General features: G+C 45.8%; 15 protein-coding genes. 8 read left to right on the top strand and 7 right to left on the bottom strand.

Annotated features, from left to right (window positions below; translation table 11 throughout):
• Positions 1-67: 67 nt before the first annotated feature.
• From GY843_RS04520 to GY843_RS04500, 5 genes are all read left to right on the top strand, one after another.
• Positions 68-1,024 carry a M23 family metallopeptidase gene (locus GY843_RS04520; protein WP_297306974.1) on the top strand — a complete coding sequence of 319 codons (957 nt, stop codon included), beginning with the start codon at positions 68-70 and terminating at the stop codon, positions 1,022-1,024.
• Between the two features lie 29 nt (positions 1,025-1,053).
• Positions 1,054-1,416 carry a polymer-forming cytoskeletal protein gene (locus GY843_RS04515; RefSeq protein ID WP_297306972.1) on the top strand — a complete coding sequence of 121 codons (363 nt, stop codon included), beginning with the start codon at positions 1,054-1,056 and terminating at the stop codon, positions 1,414-1,416.
• Between the two features lie 40 nt (positions 1,417-1,456).
• Positions 1,457-2,224: a class II glutamine amidotransferase gene (locus GY843_RS04510; protein WP_297306970.1), complete on the top strand. Its 768-nt coding sequence runs from the start codon at positions 1,457-1,459 to the stop codon at positions 2,222-2,224.
• Between the two features lie 31 nt (positions 2,225-2,255).
• Positions 2,256-3,929, top strand: a complete 1,674-nt coding sequence (locus GY843_RS04505; protein ID WP_297306967.1) for an AMP-binding protein — start codon at positions 2,256-2,258, stop codon at positions 3,927-3,929.
• A gap of 70 nt (positions 3,930-3,999) precedes the next feature.
• On the top strand, positions 4,000-5,844 hold the full coding sequence (locus tag GY843_RS04500; RefSeq protein WP_297306965.1) for a GGDEF domain-containing protein: 1,845 nt from the start codon (positions 4,000-4,002) through the stop codon (positions 5,842-5,844).
• Between the two features lie 2 nt (positions 5,845-5,846).
• On the opposite strand, the gene arsJ is transcribed toward GY843_RS04500, so the two are convergent.
• From arsJ to GY843_RS04470, 6 genes are all read right to left on the bottom strand, one after another.
• Entirely contained in the window at positions 5,847-7,067 is a 1,221-nt protein-coding gene (gene arsJ / locus GY843_RS04495; protein WP_297306963.1) for an organoarsenical effux MFS transporter ArsJ, read from the bottom strand.
• 13 nt (positions 7,068-7,080) lie between these two features.
• Positions 7,081-8,088, bottom strand: coding sequence for an ArsJ-associated glyceraldehyde-3-phosphate dehydrogenase (locus GY843_RS04490; RefSeq protein WP_297306960.1), 1,008 nt, complete (start codon positions 8,086-8,088; stop codon positions 7,081-7,083).
• Positions 8,089-8,997, bottom strand: a complete 909-nt coding sequence (locus GY843_RS04485; protein WP_297306958.1) for an MBL fold metallo-hydrolase — start codon at positions 8,995-8,997, stop codon at positions 8,089-8,091. It abuts the gene before it with no gap.
• Positions 8,961-9,173, bottom strand: coding sequence for a thioredoxin family protein (locus tag GY843_RS04480; RefSeq protein WP_297306957.1), 213 nt, complete (start codon positions 9,171-9,173; stop codon positions 8,961-8,963). Before GY843_RS04480 ends, GY843_RS04485 begins: the two co-directional genes overlap by 37 nt.
• 46 nt (positions 9,174-9,219) lie before the next feature.
• The gene (locus tag GY843_RS04475; protein WP_297306976.1) at positions 9,220-9,555 is read right to left on the bottom strand and encodes a metalloregulator ArsR/SmtB family transcription factor; all 336 of its coding nucleotides are present in this window, start codon (positions 9,553-9,555) and stop codon (positions 9,220-9,222) included.
• Between the two features lie 154 nt (positions 9,556-9,709).
• Entirely contained in the window at positions 9,710-12,490 is a 2,781-nt protein-coding gene (locus GY843_RS04470) for an EAL domain-containing protein (RefSeq protein WP_297306955.1), read from the bottom strand.
• Between the two features lie 318 nt (positions 12,491-12,808).
• On the opposite strand from GY843_RS04470, the gene GY843_RS04465 reads away from it, so the two are divergent.
• The 3 genes from GY843_RS04465 to GY843_RS04455 all read left to right on the top strand — a co-directional run bounded on the left by GY843_RS04465 (position 12,809) and on the right by GY843_RS04455 (position 15,739).
• Complete coding sequence (locus tag GY843_RS04465; protein WP_297306953.1) at positions 12,809-13,654, top strand: YitT family protein; 846 nt, start codon at positions 12,809-12,811, stop codon at positions 13,652-13,654.
• A gap of 414 nt (positions 13,655-14,068) precedes the next feature.
• Positions 14,069-15,289: a multidrug effflux MFS transporter gene (locus GY843_RS04460; RefSeq protein ID WP_297306951.1), complete on the top strand. Its 1,221-nt coding sequence runs from the start codon at positions 14,069-14,071 to the stop codon at positions 15,287-15,289.
• Positions 15,290-15,292: 3 nt separating this feature from the next.
• Positions 15,293-15,739: a MaoC family dehydratase gene (locus GY843_RS04455; protein ID WP_297306949.1), complete on the top strand. Its 447-nt coding sequence runs from the start codon at positions 15,293-15,295 to the stop codon at positions 15,737-15,739.
• Positions 15,740-15,866: 127 nt separating this feature from the next.
• Here the strand turns inward: GY843_RS04455 and GY843_RS04450 are convergent, their stop codons facing one another.
• Positions 15,867-16,808, bottom strand: coding sequence for a flavin reductase (locus GY843_RS04450; protein WP_297306947.1), 942 nt, complete (start codon positions 16,806-16,808; stop codon positions 15,867-15,869).
• Positions 16,809-16,854 lie beyond the last annotated feature (46 nt).

Below are 16,854 nucleotides of genomic sequence, written 5' to 3'. Positions count from 1 at the left end.
TTCAGGTTCTTTGTTTATTTTCATGTAAGAACTTAGGAAGAGCCGAACGGTTGTTACAGGTGTTATCTTGAGAAATAAACTGGTTATTACATTAACCACAGTACATGGTTCCCGCCAATACACGTTAAATCAGGTAGCTAAATTTGTGCTACCTGTTTTTTTACTTCTCTCCGCTATAAGTTTTTTTGTTTCTAATGCTCTGCTGGTGGTGAAAACCGATGACCTCGCTGATTTGGAAGAGGACCATCAGGAACTGAGTGAAAGCTTTGATCTATTAGTTGGTACTCAGCAGCTTTATCACGATGAGCTGGCGCAGTTAAGTACCTCTTTAAGCTCACTAAAAGTGGAGCGTGACCAACTGCATGAGGAGAATATCCGCATAGGTGAATTAAATGCTTCACTGGATAATTCTCTATATGGTTTGGAGAATCTTCTGGGTGTAGAGCATGCCGGGGAGCTAAGCGTTGAACGTGCCGAAGAGTTGACCATAGAGGCAAACAAACGTCTATTTTTTCTGCACACAGTGCCCAATGGTGTACCTATTCAGGCCAAGCGAATTTCTGGTAGTTTCGGTAAACGCTTTCATCCCGTTAGAAAGAAGAAAGTGATGCATTATGGAATCGATTTTAAAGCGGATAGAGGCACTCCAGTTTATGCCACAGCGGATGGTGTGGTTGAATTTGGTGGGTACAACAAAAGTAGTGGTTTTGGCAAACTGATCATTTTGCAGCATAATTTCGGATTCAAGACATACTTTGCACACCTGGACGCTGTCAAAGTGAAAGTTGGAGAGTTTGTTAGTAAAGGACAACTGATAGGGCTGAGCGGTAATACGGGTTTGTCGACAGGACCTCATCTACATTATGAGATTCGTCACCTGTTTACGGCTATCGACCCGGAACCCTTTCTCTCCTGGGATATAACAAATTTTGACTCTTTGTTCACAAAGGTAAAGGGCGTTAAATGGGCATCCTTAAAAGAAATGTACCCTCTAAATCAGCAACACGGTCTGCCATCACAATAATTGCTGAAGGCAATAAGTTTTGTGGTGATATGAGCATTGTCGGAAAGATGCACATTGATGGTATCTTTGAAGGCAATATCGCTTCTCTGGATAGTATTTCCATCGGCAAAGCAGGCCATGTTCGTGGCTTGATCAAAGCGCGCGCGGTAGATGTTTGCGGTCTTCTCGAAGGTGAGGTGATCTGTGATGAATTGCATATCGATTCCGGTGGCCAGGTTCGTGCTACTGTTGAGAGCAAGCAGATGTCTATTCACCCTCAAGGGTGTTTCCTGGGTGAGCGTCGTATGAAAGAGCTTTCATCCCTGAGCGATGAGGCCAGTAAAATCGAAACAGGGGCAGATGCGATAGATTCTCTGCCGGATAAGATTGTTCTGGACCCAAAATCTGAATAAATACAGTAACCTGCAGTTTGTAATAAGGTAATGATCGACCATGTGTGAATTACTGGGCATGAGTGCCAATGTGCCTACGGATATCTGTTTTAGTTTTGCAGGTTTGATGCAGCGTGGTGGGGGGACCGGCCCACACAGAGATGGTTGGGGGATCGCTTTCTACGAAGGAAAAGGCGCCCGCTGTTTTCATGACCCAAATCCCAGTGTTAATTCTCAGATCGCTAATCTGGTCAAAGAGCATCCGATCAAGAGTCATGTGGTTGTCAGCCATATCAGGCAGGCTAATGTAGGTGATATCTGTCTGGAAAATACTCATCCGTTCCAGCGTGAACTGTGGGGATACACGTGGACATTTGCTCATAATGGTCAGCTTGATAAGAGGCTTTTTGATAAACAGCTTTCTTTCTATCACCCTGTAGGCACCACGGATAGTGAATTTGCCTTTTGCTGGATTCTTGGGGAAATCCGTAAACGCTTTCCTCAGCGTCCGGATAATTTCTCTGAGCTGTCTTCATTTATTCATGAACGGGCAGAAGAGCTACGTGAGCTTGGGGTATTTAATATGCTGCTCACGGAATCAACTCATCTATTTGCTTTTTGCGGTAGCAAGCTCTCTTGGATAACGCGCAAAGCTCCCTTTGGTGAAGCCAGCCTGACTGATTGTGATGTTACGGTGGACTTTGTTAAAGAAACTACCCCTAATGATATTGTTACTGTGATTGCTACAGTGCCATTGACTGAGAACGAACATTGGGTGCAACTGGAGCCAGGTGAATTGGTTACTTTTGTGAACGGTGTACCGCAATAGCCAAAGTTGCTGAATGGATGGAGTGTAACTGATGGATAAGACAGAGCAGGGTTTATCACGGTTACAACAGTCCATTGATCATTATCAAACAGCTGACCGATTTTGGGCGGAACATTGTGGTGACTACGCATTTAAAACCGCTTGTACCAACATGGGGTCATCTCTGACATATGCTGAACTGGATACACACGCACAGCACCTTGCCGCATACCTACAGAACTGTACTCAACTAGAACCTGGGGATCGCATAGCGATCCAGCTACCCAATGTATTGCAGTACCCCGTGATTGTTCAGGCTGCCTGGAGAGCAGGCTTGGTGATCGTGAACACTAACCCGTTGTATACCGCTACAGAGACAATACATCAGTACAATGATGCAGGTGTTAAAGCGGTAGTGATTCTGGCGAACAATGCCAAAATGCTAGAGGAGGTGGTTCCTAGTACAGACGTGAAGTTAGTACTGGTGACCCAGTTGGCTGATCTGCATCCTCTTCCTAGGCGCTTGTTTATCAATCTGGCCGCCAAATTCATCCGGAAAATCGTTCCCCGTTATAAATTGAAATGTGCGGTAAATCTTCGAGATGCTTTTATTCAGGGGGAGGATTCTTCTCTGAAGAAAGTAGAATTAGGGCCAGACAGTCCTGCCCTGATTCAGTATTCAGTAGGCACCACAGGGGTGCCCAAAGGTGCTTTGATCACGCACCGTAACCTGTTAGGGAATCTGTTGCAGATCAGAGAGCGTTTTAATGATTTTTTTGTGCCTGGTGAGGAGATCGCTATAGCGCCTCTACCGCTATACCATATCTACTCTTTTACGTTTAATTGCCTCTTTCTCCCTGCTTATGGCGCACATATTGTTTTGATCACTAATCCCCGTGATACCAGTGGTTTTGTCAATGAGCTTGGACGTTGGCCGTTCAGTATTTTCTCTGGATTGAATACGCTGTTTGTCTCTCTCTGTCAGAACAGTAATTTCCGTCAGCTTGATCTAACTGAGTTAAAACTTACTCTATCTGGCGGTATGGCTCTAACCCAGTCAGTAAGCGAGGAGTGGCAACGGATAACGGGTTGTTCGATTATTCAGGGCTATGGTCTGACAGAAGCCTCACCTGTAGTGGCAGTGGATAATCCAGACAGCTTCTGCAGTGGTACAGTGGGTAAGCCATTGCCATATACTGAAGTCAGGATAGTGGATGAGCTGGGCAACGAGATGGGACCTGGCGAGTCTGGCGAAGTTTATGTCAGAGGGCCTCAGGTGATGCCTCGCTATTGGAACAGTGATGACCAGGTGCCGGATAAAGAGGGATGGCTTGCGACGGGCGATATAGGTAGCTTTACCGAGAATGGCTTCCTAAAGATTATCGAGCGTAAAAAAGACATCATCAAAATCTCTGGCTTCCCTGTATATCCCAATGAAATAGAGAACATGATCTCAAACCACCCGGATATTATTGAATGTGCAGTAGTGGGGTTGCCCGATGAAACCTGCGGCCAGGTTATCAAACTCTTTGCCGTTTCTTCTAATCATCGCTTGTCAGTTAAACAGCTACGTGATTACTGTCGGGAGCGATTGACCTCTTACAAAGTCCCCAAACTTGTGGAGTTTCGATCACATTTGCCAAAGTCTAATGTAGGTAAAGTTTTACGGCGGACACTCCTTGAAGAGGAGGTGACCCGTATGCAGAAACTTCGAAAACATATATGAAGTTTTTTGTTAGTATTCTAAATGATCTACTGCTAAATTAGCGATTATGATTTGAAAGCGGGGGAGAGCGATGAATACACCAAATCTACACTTACAGGCTTTTCATTCCCCTGTTCCCAGCTATCAGTTGGCTTTGGAAGAACAGCAAGCCATTCTTGATATACAACATTCCGTTCTTGAAATGGTGGCAAAAAACCGCCCTGAGCAGGAAGTCTTTTCTAAGCTTTGTTCTATGGCTGAAGCCCTATTACCCAATTCAGTTTCGTCAATAATGATGAAGCAGGAGCAAGGGTGTATGGATGTATTGTGTGCGCCCAGTGTTCCTATGGAAGGTCAGGAAAAACTGAATGGGTTAATTCCGGGGCCAACAGGTGGAAGCTGTGGTAATGCTGTGTATCGCAATGAGCAAGTGTTTGTTGTGGATGCTCTTAATGATGAACGCTGTGGTGATACGCGAGAGGTTTTCCAGGAGTTTGGTTTGTGTGCTTGTTGGTCGACTCCGGTTCGGGATGTTGAAGGGCGCTCGATAGGCAGTTTTGCGCTTTCTTCTTTTGAAATAAGAGAGCCGAGAGAGTTTCATAAACAGCTGCTTGCTGTGGGAGCTTATATAATCGGCATCATTCTGCAGCGTAGCTATCAACAGCAGCAGCTGGAGTTTATGGCTTACAATGATCCGTTGACAGGCCTGTCCAACCGAACCAGCCTTTTCCTGCAGATCGAGCAAGCTATCAATGGCGCAGAGGAGGCTGACGCTTCTTTCGCTTTGCTTTTTCTTGATTTGGATCGTTTTAAAAACCTAAACGATACTTTCGGACACCCTGTGGGTGATAAAGTACTCACTATTATTGCAAATCGTTTAAAAAACCAGCTGCAGGAAATGGCTCTGTTATCCCGGGTTGGTGGTGATGAGTTTGTTATTTTGGTTAAGGATGCCGACAAGGCAGAGCAGATCGCACTAAGCATTATATCCACGCTTGCCCAGCCATTGTCCTATCAAACACATGAGTTTCAGATTGATGGAAGCATAGGGATAGCTATGTTTCCTCAAGATGGAAAAGATGCAGAAACCCTACTGAAAAATGCTGATTCGGCAATGTACCACGCAAAAAAGAGCGGGGACGATTTTTGTTTTTATGAGCCCATCTTTGGGCAGAAAGCTAAGCAGGCTTTCATCATAGAGAATGACCTGCATCGTGCCCTGAATCAAAATGAGTTCCAGTTGTTTTATCAAACTCAGGTTGATGCTCAAAGCCGCAGGGTTATAGGTGTGGAAGCCCTGATTCGCTGGTTCTCTCCAGATAGAGGGATGATAAGCCCCGCGGACTTTATTCCTATAGCGGAACAAACCGGGTTGATTATCCCAATCGGGGAGTGGGTTGTTGATACTGCATTAAAGGCAACCGCTGGCTTAGTTGAAAAGCTAGGAAGCGACTTCATTTTATCGATTAATATTTCCGGTGCTCAATTAGTGGCTGAGCATTTAGACCGTTTACTTGAATTGATTGATGCTAGTGGTTTTCCAAACGAGCAGATTGAACTCGAAATAACTGAAACGTTTCTGGTTCAGGAGGCCGAGTTATCAGCTAATCAGCTAGAGAAAATTCGCGCATCAGGAGTACGTTTGGCTATTGATGATTTTGGTATTGGTTACTCATCACTTGCCTACTTAAAGCGCTTTAATGTTAATACGCTCAAAATTGACCGGATGCTAATCAACGATATCACTCTGGATACAGATGACCTGGCAATTACAAAAGCTGTGATTGCAATGGGGCATAGTCTCGGGCTAAAAGTGGTAGCAGAAGGTGTTGAAACCAATCCCCAGGCAGATATTCTGAAAGATTTGCAGTGTGATACGCTGCAGGGGTTTTGCTTCAGTAAGCCAGTGTCTGTGAAAGATATTCTTTCACAATAATTTTACTGTCTCGCGAAAGACTTCGCTTTGGGTAACCCAATTGAAATCACCGCTGTGATCAGAATAAACAGGGCTGATACCCAGAGGCAGGCCTCAATTCCCGCGACCTGAAACAGATAACCTGATAGCACCGTACCGATCAATCGTCCCATGGCATTTGCCATATAATAGAACCCAACGTCCAGTGAAACACCATCAGCTTTGGCATAGCTGACAATCAGATAACTATGCAGAGAAGAGTTTAGCGCGAAGATAATGCCAAAGATCATCAGCCCAGCCAGTAAGCTGACATTCGGGTAAAAGTCATACTCAAAACAGATTGCGATCAAAGCGGGTACGCAACAGAGGGCTGTTGCCCAGAACAGAGCCGCTCTGCCATCTGGAGCGGTTCCAGACTTCTTACCGGTAATACGCGGTGCGATCGATTGAACAATTCCGTAACCGATTACCCATGACGCAAGAAATCCGCCAACCCACCAGTGATCCCAGCCGAAACTGCTCGCCAGATAAACGGGTAAAGCGACGACAAACCAGACATCTCTTGAACCAAAAAGAAACATCCGCGCAGCAGAAAGGTAGTTGATCGAGCGGTTTTTTGAAAAGATCTGGCTGAACTTAGGTTTGCTTTTAGCCTTACCCATATCCTTTTTAAGCAGGACTAAACTGGCAACCCAAACTATGGCTAAGGCTGCTGCCATAATGAGAATAGCTAGCTGGAAACTAAACAGGGTTAACAGGGCACCGCCGAGGAAAAAGCCAACCCCTTTCAGGGCATTTTTGGAGCCGGTCAGCAGTGCAACCCACTTGTATAGGCCACTCTGATTGGAATCCGGTACCAGCAGTTTGATCGAACTCTTGGCACTCATCTTGTTCAGATCTTTGGCAATGCCAGACAAGGCCTGCGCTGCCATCACCCAAGGTACCGTGAGCATAGCGGCGGGGACCAGGAGCATTGATAAAGCGATAACCTGCAAAGCCAGACCAATATTCATGGTCCTGTTAAGGCCGATTCTGGCACCGAGCCATCCACCGATCAGATTGGTGATCACACCAAAAATCTCATAGAACAGGAACAGTAGGGCGATCTCCAGTGGGTTATAACCTAGATGATGGAAATGCAGAACCACCAACATACGCAAGGCGCCATCAGTCAGGGTAAATGCCCAGTAGTTACCTGTTACGATCAGATACTGTCTGATTTCGGGGGAAAGGCTCGCTAACATCTTTGAATTCCAGTTACTGATCCATCAAACCAATCATGCGGGTTAATTCGACGGTGCGGTTTGCGTAACCCCACTCATTGTCATACCAGAGGTACAGCTTAACCTGAGTGCCGTTCACAACCATAGTTGAAGGTGCATCGATAATGCTGGAGCGCGGGTCTGTTTTGTAATCGATAGAAACCAGCGGTCTCTCTTCAAAACCGAGAATATCTTTCAGCTCGTTTTCGGATGCCGATTTAAGAAGCTCGTTTACCTCTTCAACCGATGTTTCTCTTTCCACTTCAAAAACACAGTCTGTGATGGAGGCATTCGCCAGAGGAACACGAACAGCATGACCATTCAGTTTGCCCTTAAGCTCTGGGAAGATATGTGTGATCGCTGTGGCTGAACCCGTTGTTGTAGGGATCAGGCTCATGCCACAGGCGCGAGCCCGACGAAGATCCTTATGCGGTGCATCCAGAATAGTCTGCGTGTTGGTGATGTCATGAATAGTGGTCATGGAGCCGTGTTTGATCCCCAGCTTTTCATGAATCACTTTAACAACAGGGGCAAGGCAGTTAGTAGTGCATGACGCTGCAGTTACAATTGGGTACTTCTCTTTATCGTAGAGGTGATGATTTACACCCATGACGATATTCAGTACGCCTTCCTCTTTCACAGGGGCAGTTACTACAACACGCTTTACGCCCTGATCAAGATAAGCTTCCAGCAGTTCCTGGCTTTTCATCTTACCTGAGGCATCAATCACTATATCGCAACCGGACCAGTCAGTATCTTCAATGCTTTTGTTCTGAGTACAGGCAACCGTCTTTCCGTCGATAATGATGTTATCGCCTTCTGATGTCGCTTCGTTGTGCCAGTGGCCGTGCACAGAATCAAAATTAACCAGGTGCGCCAGGGTTTCAGCATTACCAGCCGGATCGTTAATCTGAATAAACTCAAGTTCAGGCCAGTCCCATGCCGCCCTGAATGACAGGCGACCCATGCGGCCAAAACCGTTGATACCTACTTTAATGGTCATCTATTCCCACTCCATCTCTTCAAAAACTCGTTGTGCGTTTCGGCCATGAATTTCCTGATATACCTTCAGATAACTGAAACGGCTTTGGTCTATAGAGCTAACAGCGCTCATATCTTGGCCTTCTTCAATAAGCTTACCCACCTCTTCACGAAGAAAAGTCAGATAGGCCAGAGTATCTTGCTCCGCTTTTTCCAGATCGGCAGGATAGCCATGGCCTGGAATAATCACTTCAGGGTTTAACTGCTGGATCACTTTGAAAGCTTCTAACCATGAAAGATGCTGAGATTGCGGGCCCACTCCAAGCATCCGGTCCAGATAAACAACATCACCGCTGAACAGTATTTTTTGTTTCGGTAGCCAAACCAGAGTCTCGCCTCCGGTATGAGCAGCTCCTACCGGAATCAGCACCAGATCTACACCGCCAATATTAAGTTCTGTGATTTGCTCAATGGTTTCCCGTGCTATTTCCGGTTGCGTACCTTGCCAGCTCGAACCCGTATAGGCAGAGGTAGATTCTATCTGAGCAGTGCGGCGAGCTTCTTGATCTTCTTGGGTCTGTATAGAGGTTAAAGTTTTAGCGCCTTGCTTGATAAAAAAACTGTTTCCAAACCAGCGGTGATCCTGCCCCCCGGTATTTATAACCAGTGTCACAGGTTTATCGGTAACGCTTTTGATCTGCTGTTCAATCGCTTTAGCTCCCAGCAAAGTCCCTCCGCTATCAACTAAAACCACACCTTCTTGCGTGACGATAAAGCCAAAATTGGCGTTGTTGGCTAAATTGTTTTCGGAGCGCTGTTCCATCGGTCCGATCAAGGCATAGATATTTTTATCAACCGTGACCAATTCCAGAGGTTGGGCTGAGGCGATACTACTTAACAGCAATAGGCAGGTAATAAGGAATCTAGCCATGATTTATCCTCTGTTTGAGTTGGAATACGGCCGCTATGAACTGGCTGACCATTGACCACTACCGCGGGTGTGCTCATCACACCAAAACTCATATTAATTTCTGGACTGGTCTCTTTGGACAATCCTAGTAAGCCGACATCGATCCAGTCCGCGAATTCTGTGAAAATTTCAGACATATTTTAACCCCGGGATATTTAGAGCGGTCGTGTTACTGATACAAAGCTATTGGCACTTTCCAGGCCGTGAATTCATACTTTTTAATCGCTGTTCGCTCTCTAGAAGAAACTGTTTGTTCTCTGTCCGGGTAGTGTGTAGTACCTGATACATCCATTTGTCCAGATCGGGATGTAAACGGTAGTAAACCCATTGTCCCTGACGGCGGTCCTGAAGAAGTCCTATGCTTCTTAGTTGTGCCAGATGACGGGAGATTTTAGGCTGTGACTCGTCAAGTGCAGCCATGAGCTCACATACACATAACTCACCTTCCTGGGCTATCAGCATTAGGCTCGTTAGTCTGATCTCGTCGGCAAGAGATTTGTAAAACTGCACAGGGTTGATTGAGGACATTGCTGAATCTCCAGTAAGATATACGGGAAATTTTATATATGAAAAATCATATATGCAAATTTTCATATATCCAGGATAAGTTAATGAGAGGCTCGCAGAACTAGAACCAGAACCAGAACCAGAACCAGAGTTTGAGAGGGGGTTATTAAGCGGTTATTAGTTTAGTGACTTCCTTTACTGGCACAGGTTTTGAGAACAGGAACCCCTGATACATTTCGCAGCCGTATTCTTTGAGCAGATCAAGTTGATCCTTTCTTTCTACGCCTTCTGCAATGACCTGTAGGTTGAGATTTTTCGCCATGGAAACAATCGTTCTACAGATTAGGGCATCGTCATGGTCTGAGGTGATGTCATTTACAAAGGAGCGATCGATTTTCAACTTATCCAGAGGTAGCTGTTTCAGGTAACTGAGGCTGGAATAGCCGGTACCAAAATCATCAACACTGATTTTAATACCGAATTCGTGGATCTGTAGCAGAGTTTTTATTGTCTCCTCGGTATTTTTCATCAGAATACTTTCAGTCAGTTCAAGCTCTAGCTGTGAAGGCTCTATCTCAAAAGTGTCGATGATCTTGGCAAGGTTCTGTACAAAGCTGGGTTGTTGTACCTGAAGCGCAGAAATATTTACTGAAAGCGTTATATGGTTCAGTCCTGCTTGCTGCCATTTTGCGAGTTGTTTGCAGGCTGTAACTAAGATCCATTCGCCTAACTCAACGATGAGGCCTGTCTCTTCCGCCAAAGGAATAAACTCAGCAGGGGAGACTAAACCTCGTTCCTCATGATGCCAGCGGATCAGGGCTTCTGCTCCGACTACTTGGTTACTCTTAATATCAACCTGGGGTTGATAATGTAGCTCAAAGTTGTCGTTCTTCAATGCCTTAAACAGAGCGTTGCCCAACTCAGCTTTGGTTCTGGAGTAGGCATCAAAACTCTCTTCATAGAAGCGAACGCAGTTACGGCCCTGTTCTTTGGCCTGATACATCGCCGCATCGGATTTCTTCAACAGGTCGATCCCATTCAGCCCATCCTGTGGGTAAAAGCAGACACCGACACTAGGGGTAACATAAACGCCTTGCAGCGCTAGATGAACCTCATTACTGAAACTGTTCTGGATTTTATCGATGGTGTTTCTTGCCTGCGATTGGTCATTCAGATCAGGAAGCAGAATAACGAATTCATCCCCCCCGATACGGGCAACAAACTGGGCTTCAGTGATAACTCCGCGCAGGCGATTAGCCACCTCGATAAGTAGCTGATCGCCTTCATTATGGCCCCATGAGTCGTTTATTAACTTAAAACGATCCAGATCGATAAACATGACCGCAAGAATAGAGTTTTGCTGTGCCGCCCGTTCTATATATTCTTCAAGCCGTTCCTCCATAAGGGCACGGTTAGGTAGGCTGGTAAGTGAGTCGTGAAGCGCCATATGCTTCACCCGTTCCTCAGCAATTTTGCGTTCAGCAATTTCAGTGTGTAGTTCTTTAACTGTAGATGCCAGCTCTTTGGTTCTTTCCTCTACCCGGTTTTCCAACTGATTGTGTGCTTTATGAAGAGCATCGTCAGCGGCTTTTCGCTCGGTTATATCCATTGTGATCCAGATGGAACCCTTGGATAGATCTGTCGGGTCGATCGCTTTACTACGGACATCACACCAGATCGGACGCTGGTCTTTACCCGCAAGCAGCATCTCATCCTGAAAGACTTCGCCATTTACCAACGGGGTATAGCAAGCATTACCAGCGTCTTCCCAATCTTCATCAGTGAGGTACCAGGTTCTTGAGCTGGCACCATCCAGTTCGCCTGACGCGTAGCCAAATATCTCTTCAAAGCGGTTATTGCAGCGAGTCACTCGTCGATCACGTAGGAAAACGATGCCTACCATGGCGTAATCAAGGATAAGTCTTTGTTCATTGAGGATTTTTTCTAGTGCCTGATTGGCATGAATATAATCAGTAATATCCTCTATTACCCACATATAGCCCTGCTCAGGGCGTTCTTTGGAAATGAGTTTGCCACGTAGCTGAGCCCAGAAAAGAGAGCCATCTTTGCGCTTTAACTGGCAGCGTTTAGTAAAGAGCTCCCCGGCATTCAGTACAGGGTAGGCCTGGGCTCCGATAGCACGGTAATCTTGACTGTTTTTATAGAAAATTCGGCTTGATTGGCCGATCATTTCAGCTGCATCATAACCAAAAATTTCGGCGTATTTTTGGTTACAACGCATCATTGTTCGGTTGTGGTTTTTATCTCCGCGTATATAGCAAATACCGGTTCCTGCATTCTCAAAAATAACTTCCTGTTCATGAAGGGTACTCTCGAGGTCTTTTTCCCGTCGCAAGAAGCTTTCTGCATCAAATTCGGTTAATTGGATAATCCATTCTTTTGTAGAAAGAGATTTCTTTTCCAGAACCGCGAAACGCCACTGGAATCCATGCAAGGTTTTCAGCTGTAGGTACTGGTGGCAGTGACCCGTAGTACTTACTTTCTGCCATACAGTTTTAGCAGTCTCAGCATTATCTAGGCGTTCTTCAAAACTACAATCAGCAGGGTTGGCTTCCTCTGTGGCTATTTTTGATTGCGATATCAGTTCTCCCAGTTGGTCATATAGAGAGAGCGCCAGGTGTTTTGCATTTGCATTTTCTATCAGTTCCGAAATGCCGGGAAGGGAGGAATAGCTTTGCGTGAAAAGATAGCAGCCATCCTCGGTTAATTCACAATCAAACTGTATCGCTTTGTTATAGGAAAAGGCATGTCGATAGGGTCGGTTATCTGCTGAAGAGCGTTGTATCTGTTTTTTCTGGATGTCAGAAAACAATGGGGAATCAAACTGCGCATCTGCTCCCCAGAGTGTTGCTGCTGCAGCGTTCTTCCACAGGATAGTGTCCAGATCTGCACTGCAAACCCAGATGGCATTTTGGCTCTTAAGCATATTGGAATGAAATCCTGAACTACCTTAAGAGCATTGCCTCATATGCTCTTCAGGATCTTTTTTATATTTATTTATATGTTAACTGTAGCAGATTTATAGCACGTCATTTATGCACCAAAAAGATACACATTGGTCTATATATGTCTATCTAAGGGTATCGCTTTGCTTCTTTGGGTGTCATGGATGGGTGATGAATCAGGCTATCAGATGCAACTTCGCACAACTTGTCACCGCTTGTTACAAATTATGATCTGAAGGTTAGGTAGTATTAGAAAGCTAGCTATAGCGTACAGAGCTGGTATGTACCGGGGAGGAAAAATGAAGGGTTTAACGGTTGTCTGGGAGTACCTACTGATAGTGGCAGGGGCCTTAAGTCTGGCGCTAGGCATAGTTATGTTTCTGGTTCCCAGTCAGATTCCTTCTGGTGGTCCTCCGGGTATAGCAATATTGATCAATTATGCGTTGGGTGTGAGTCCGGGTGTTGTCCTGTTTTTGGTTAATGCACCCCTTGTCATCGCGGGTTATCGGTTTTTGGGGAAAACGCTCTTTATTCGCTCGCTGGTGGTTGTATTGCTTACCTCAGTGTTTACCGATGCGCTTCCATTCCTTGTGGATCTTCCGGACCTTGGGGATAACCGATTACTCAACGCGCTTTATGGCGGGTTGATGATTGGTCTGGGGATTGGACTGATGTTTAAAGCCGGTTCTTCATCTGGGGGCTGGAGTATCCTGGCACGACTGATTGCGGACCGATTTAACATCAGTCTGGGGCAGTGTCTGTTCTTAATGGATGCAGGGGTTATTCTGCTATCGGCTGCGGTATTTCAGGATTTCGAAGCGGCTATGCTTGGCGGGGTAACAGTTTTTGTAACAGGTAGGATGGTGGATCTTATCGTGTCTGGCTCCTCAGATATTAAGGTTGTCCATATATCCTGCTGGAAAGCGGATCGTTTAAAGCCAATTATTGAGCAGAAGATGGGAATTTCCGGCTCAGTTGTTAAAGCCACCAGTATGAAGAGTGGTGGTGAGAAAGAGATTCTGTTTCTGATTGTTGAGAAAACTCAGCTGGTTCCAATTCGTAAGTTGGTCGAACAACATGATCCGGATGCTTATCTGGTCGTAATGAATGCAATGGAGATCTATGGTACCGGCTCCCGAGCTTAGGATGCTTGTGGCCTGAGCTTTTGGTCTTGTGGAAAGTACCATAAAGAAATGCCTTTATTGTTAAATCCTGCATCAGTTTGTTTCCTTATCTTTAGATAATGCAACTGTTAACATGTGAACTAAGGAACCTGTGAATAAGTCCCATGCTTTCTCAGTGGGCTATAGAACGGCCAGATGCGCGAAGGTCAGTGCAGTGAAATGTCGAGACCTTTTCAAACTGACTGACAAAGCTGATGGCCGTTATAAAGCCCACCCTACGGGGCTTACAGAGCAATCGAATTGCTTTGTTAATAATTTTCAGAAGGCAACCATTCCTGTAATTATTGCCGCGCACTTCAATTGCTCTGTGAGCCTGAGTCGTATGGAACTTGTTCGCAGGTTCCTTAATAAGTTCATGCTGTGATAAAACGATAAATGAATAAAAAAATTGGCTTTACAGAGTTTGTAGCCATGATGGCTTTTGTTACCTGTTTTGTAGCAATGGCTATCGATGTGATGCTACCGGCACTGTCCTATATTGGCAGTGACCTTCAGGTTGAAAATGCCAACGACACACAACTGGTAATAGCCACAATCTTCCTTGGGGTTGCCGTAGGACAGGTGTTATATGGTCCTCTCTCTGATGTAGTAGGGCGAAAACCTTCAATCTATCTGGGTTTTGCTGTTTTTATAGTGGGCTCACTGATCTGTATTTTTGCCGCTGACCTAGAGATGATGCTGATTGGTCGATTGTTCCAGGGCCTTGGCGCTGCTGGGCCAAGGATTGTCACTGTAGCGATAGTCCGGGATCAGCATAAAGGTCCACAGATGGCTCGGGTAATGTCGTTGATTATGACGGTGTTTATCCTGGTTCCTATCGTTGCTCCGATCATCGGGCAAGGCATTCTAATGATTTCCGATTGGAGAATGATCTTTGTCTTTCTTCTGATAATGGCGCTCTTGGTACTATTTTGGTTCGCGTTGCGCCTGCCGGAGAGTTTGCCGGCTGAAGCTCGACACCCATTCTCATGGCAGAAGTTAGCAAACAGTTTCAAAGAGGTCGCAACGCATAAGGTTGCGATGGCTTATGTGGTCTCACTCGGTTTGGTGTTTGGTGCGTTTCTGAGCTTCCTTAATTCGGTTCAACAGATCTTGCAGGAACTGTACGGCTTGGGGGATGCCTTCCCGTTCTACTTCGCTGTGCTGGCGATGGGAATTGGTGCTTCAAATTTCCTTAACTCTAAACTGGTACTGCGCTTCGGCATGAAGCCTCTGGTAATGGGGGCGCAGTTAGGTTCTGCGCTGCTTTCTAGTGGGGCGCTAATGGTATGCATCTGGATTGGTGCGGTTCCCCCTTTCTGGTTTGTGATGGCCTACCTGTTCGTTCTTTTGATGGGTGTAGGTTTGTTGTTTGGTAATCTAAATGCGCTGTCGATGGAGCCGTTTGGGCACATTGCGGGTCTGGCATCAAGCTTTGTGGGAGTGCTTTCTACTTTGCTCGCTGTGGTGTTGGGAACCCTTGTTAGCTTTGCCTATAACGAGACAATTGTCCCGCTGGTGTCTGGTTTTATTATTCTGCCGCTAAGTGCATTTCTATTAACCCGTTGGGCCGCTAATCAGTGTTGTGAGGCAGATAAAGAGGATTGTAAGGAGTAAGTTATGGAACGTTATTTGGATGATTTTAAGGCCGGTGATACTTTTGCTGCGCCTGGATTTACCCTGACAGAGGGGCAAATCCATGATTATGCGCTGACCTATGACCCTCAGCCAATCCACATAGATGCTATCTATGCGGCAGAAGGTCCTTATGGTGGAGTTATTGCCAGCGGCTTTCAGACCTTATCCCTGTGCTTCAGAATGATGATCCAGACCCGCGTATTTGAAACGGTTAGTATGGGTGGCCCTGGCATTGATGAACTGCGTTTTCTTGCGCCAGTAAGGCCGGGGGATACGATTAAAACAGAGGTGGAAATACTCTCCGTAACACCATCCCGGTCTAAACCTGATCGTGGGGTGCTTAAGATTATGTGTTCTGGTTACAACCAGCACAAAGATAAGGTGATCAGCTTTATCGTGATTATGATGGGCAAACGTAATCCTGAATAAAAAAAAGGCGTTCATCTCTGAACGCCTGTGAAAGCTGACGCTGCATAGGAAATCGTCAGCAGCTAAGGTGTAAACCTCAAGGGATAAAACGGTAGGGTGGGCCTGACCACCCTTGGATACGACTGTATTAGTTAAGCTTTTCTAGTAGAGATTTTAGGTTGTCCTTCAGGGCAACTTTCTGGTCATCACTCAGGTGACTGAGCAGCTCTGCTTCCTCTTTCAATGCCAGCTGCTGCATTTTCGCGGCAATTTCAGAGCCTTTTTCTGTGATCTGCAGTGTGTTGTCATTGCTGTATGAAACCATGCCTTTACCAACCATATGATCAGCAGTGATCTTCAGGCCTACTTCAGGCTGCATTACCATCTCTGAAAGCTGATGTGTTGCAATCACTGGATTGCCGATCATACGTGCCAGAATACGCCACTCTTCAGGTGTGATACCACACTCTTCCTGTAGGCGAGGGTAAAGCTGGTTGCTGAAATTCTGGTATGTCGCGCGTAGTAGATAAAGCAGGTAATCCTGAACAAAGTCACCTTCGCCATTTTCAGTAGTAGCAGATGGCTTGTTAGTCATCTCTGGATGTTGAGCTGAAACTGCGTAACTTCCGCGGGCAAATACCAGAGGTTCAGCTGCATCGTTGTAGCGGTACTGTTCAACCTGACCGACTAGAATAAGGTGGTCACCACCTTCATAAACCGCCCAGGTTTTACATTCGAATTGTGCTGCGTAATCATCAAGAACCGGAGCACCGCCAAGACCTGAGGAGTATTTTGCGTTGGCAAACTTATCTTCGCCACGGCTGGCAAAATTGTTAGACGTACTCACCTGATCGCGGTTAAGAACGTTTACAGCAAAGTACTCTGCATTTTCGAAAGCAGATAGGCTGTGGGCGCCTTTATCGATACTCCACAAAACCAATGCAGGATCCATTGATACGGAGTTAAAGCTACTTGCTGTTACCCCTACAGGATTACCATCCGCATCCAGGGTTGTAATAACAGTAACCCCGGTAGGGAACTGAGATAGGGAGCGGCGAAAATCTTTAGCATCGAATTCTGTCTGAGACATGGAGTGTCACCTTCGTAAATGATTCGTTTTTATTCTCGTTTCTCGG

The organism is Neptuniibacter sp. (assembly GCF_024231755.1).
In the GTDB taxonomy this organism is placed as follows: Bacteria; Pseudomonadota; Gammaproteobacteria; order Pseudomonadales; family Balneatricaceae; genus Neptuniibacter.
This window is presented reverse-complemented; position numbering and strand designations above follow the sequence as displayed.

Coding starts and splice junctions, on each gene's coding strand:
- GY843_RS04505 (WP_297306967.1), top strand. CDS start 2,256: ATGGATAAGACAGAGCAGGGTTTATCACGGTTACAACAGTCCATTGAT.
- GY843_RS04510 (WP_297306970.1), top strand. CDS start 1,457: ATGTGTGAATTACTGGGCATGAGTGCCAATGTGCCTACGGATATCTGT.
- GY843_RS04480 (WP_297306957.1), bottom strand. CDS start 9,173: ATGTCTGAAATTTTCACAGAATTCGCGGACTGGATCGATGTCGGCTTA.
- GY843_RS04460 (WP_297306951.1), top strand. CDS start 14,069: ATGAATAAAAAAATTGGCTTTACAGAGTTTGTAGCCATGATGGCTTTT.
- GY843_RS04500 (WP_297306965.1), top strand. CDS start 4,000: ATGAATACACCAAATCTACACTTACAGGCTTTTCATTCCCCTGTTCCC.
- GY843_RS04515 (WP_297306972.1), top strand. CDS start 1,054: ATGAGCATTGTCGGAAAGATGCACATTGATGGTATCTTTGAAGGCAAT.
- GY843_RS04450 (WP_297306947.1), bottom strand. CDS start 16,808: ATGTCTCAGACAGAATTCGATGCTAAAGATTTTCGCCGCTCCCTATCT.
- GY843_RS04490 (WP_297306960.1), bottom strand. CDS start 8,088: ATGACCATTAAAGTAGGTATCAACGGTTTTGGCCGCATGGGTCGCCTG.
- GY843_RS04470 (WP_297306955.1), bottom strand. CDS start 12,490: ATGCTTAAGAGCCAAAATGCCATCTGGGTTTGCAGTGCAGATCTGGAC.
- GY843_RS04485 (WP_297306958.1), bottom strand. CDS start 8,997: ATGGCTAGATTCCTTATTACCTGCCTATTGCTGTTAAGTAGTATCGCC.
- GY843_RS04465 (WP_297306953.1), top strand. CDS start 12,809: ATGAAGGGTTTAACGGTTGTCTGGGAGTACCTACTGATAGTGGCAGGG.
- GY843_RS04455 (WP_297306949.1), top strand. CDS start 15,293: ATGGAACGTTATTTGGATGATTTTAAGGCCGGTGATACTTTTGCTGCG.
- arsJ (WP_297306963.1), bottom strand. CDS start 7,067: ATGTTAGCGAGCCTTTCCCCCGAAATCAGACAGTATCTGATCGTAACA.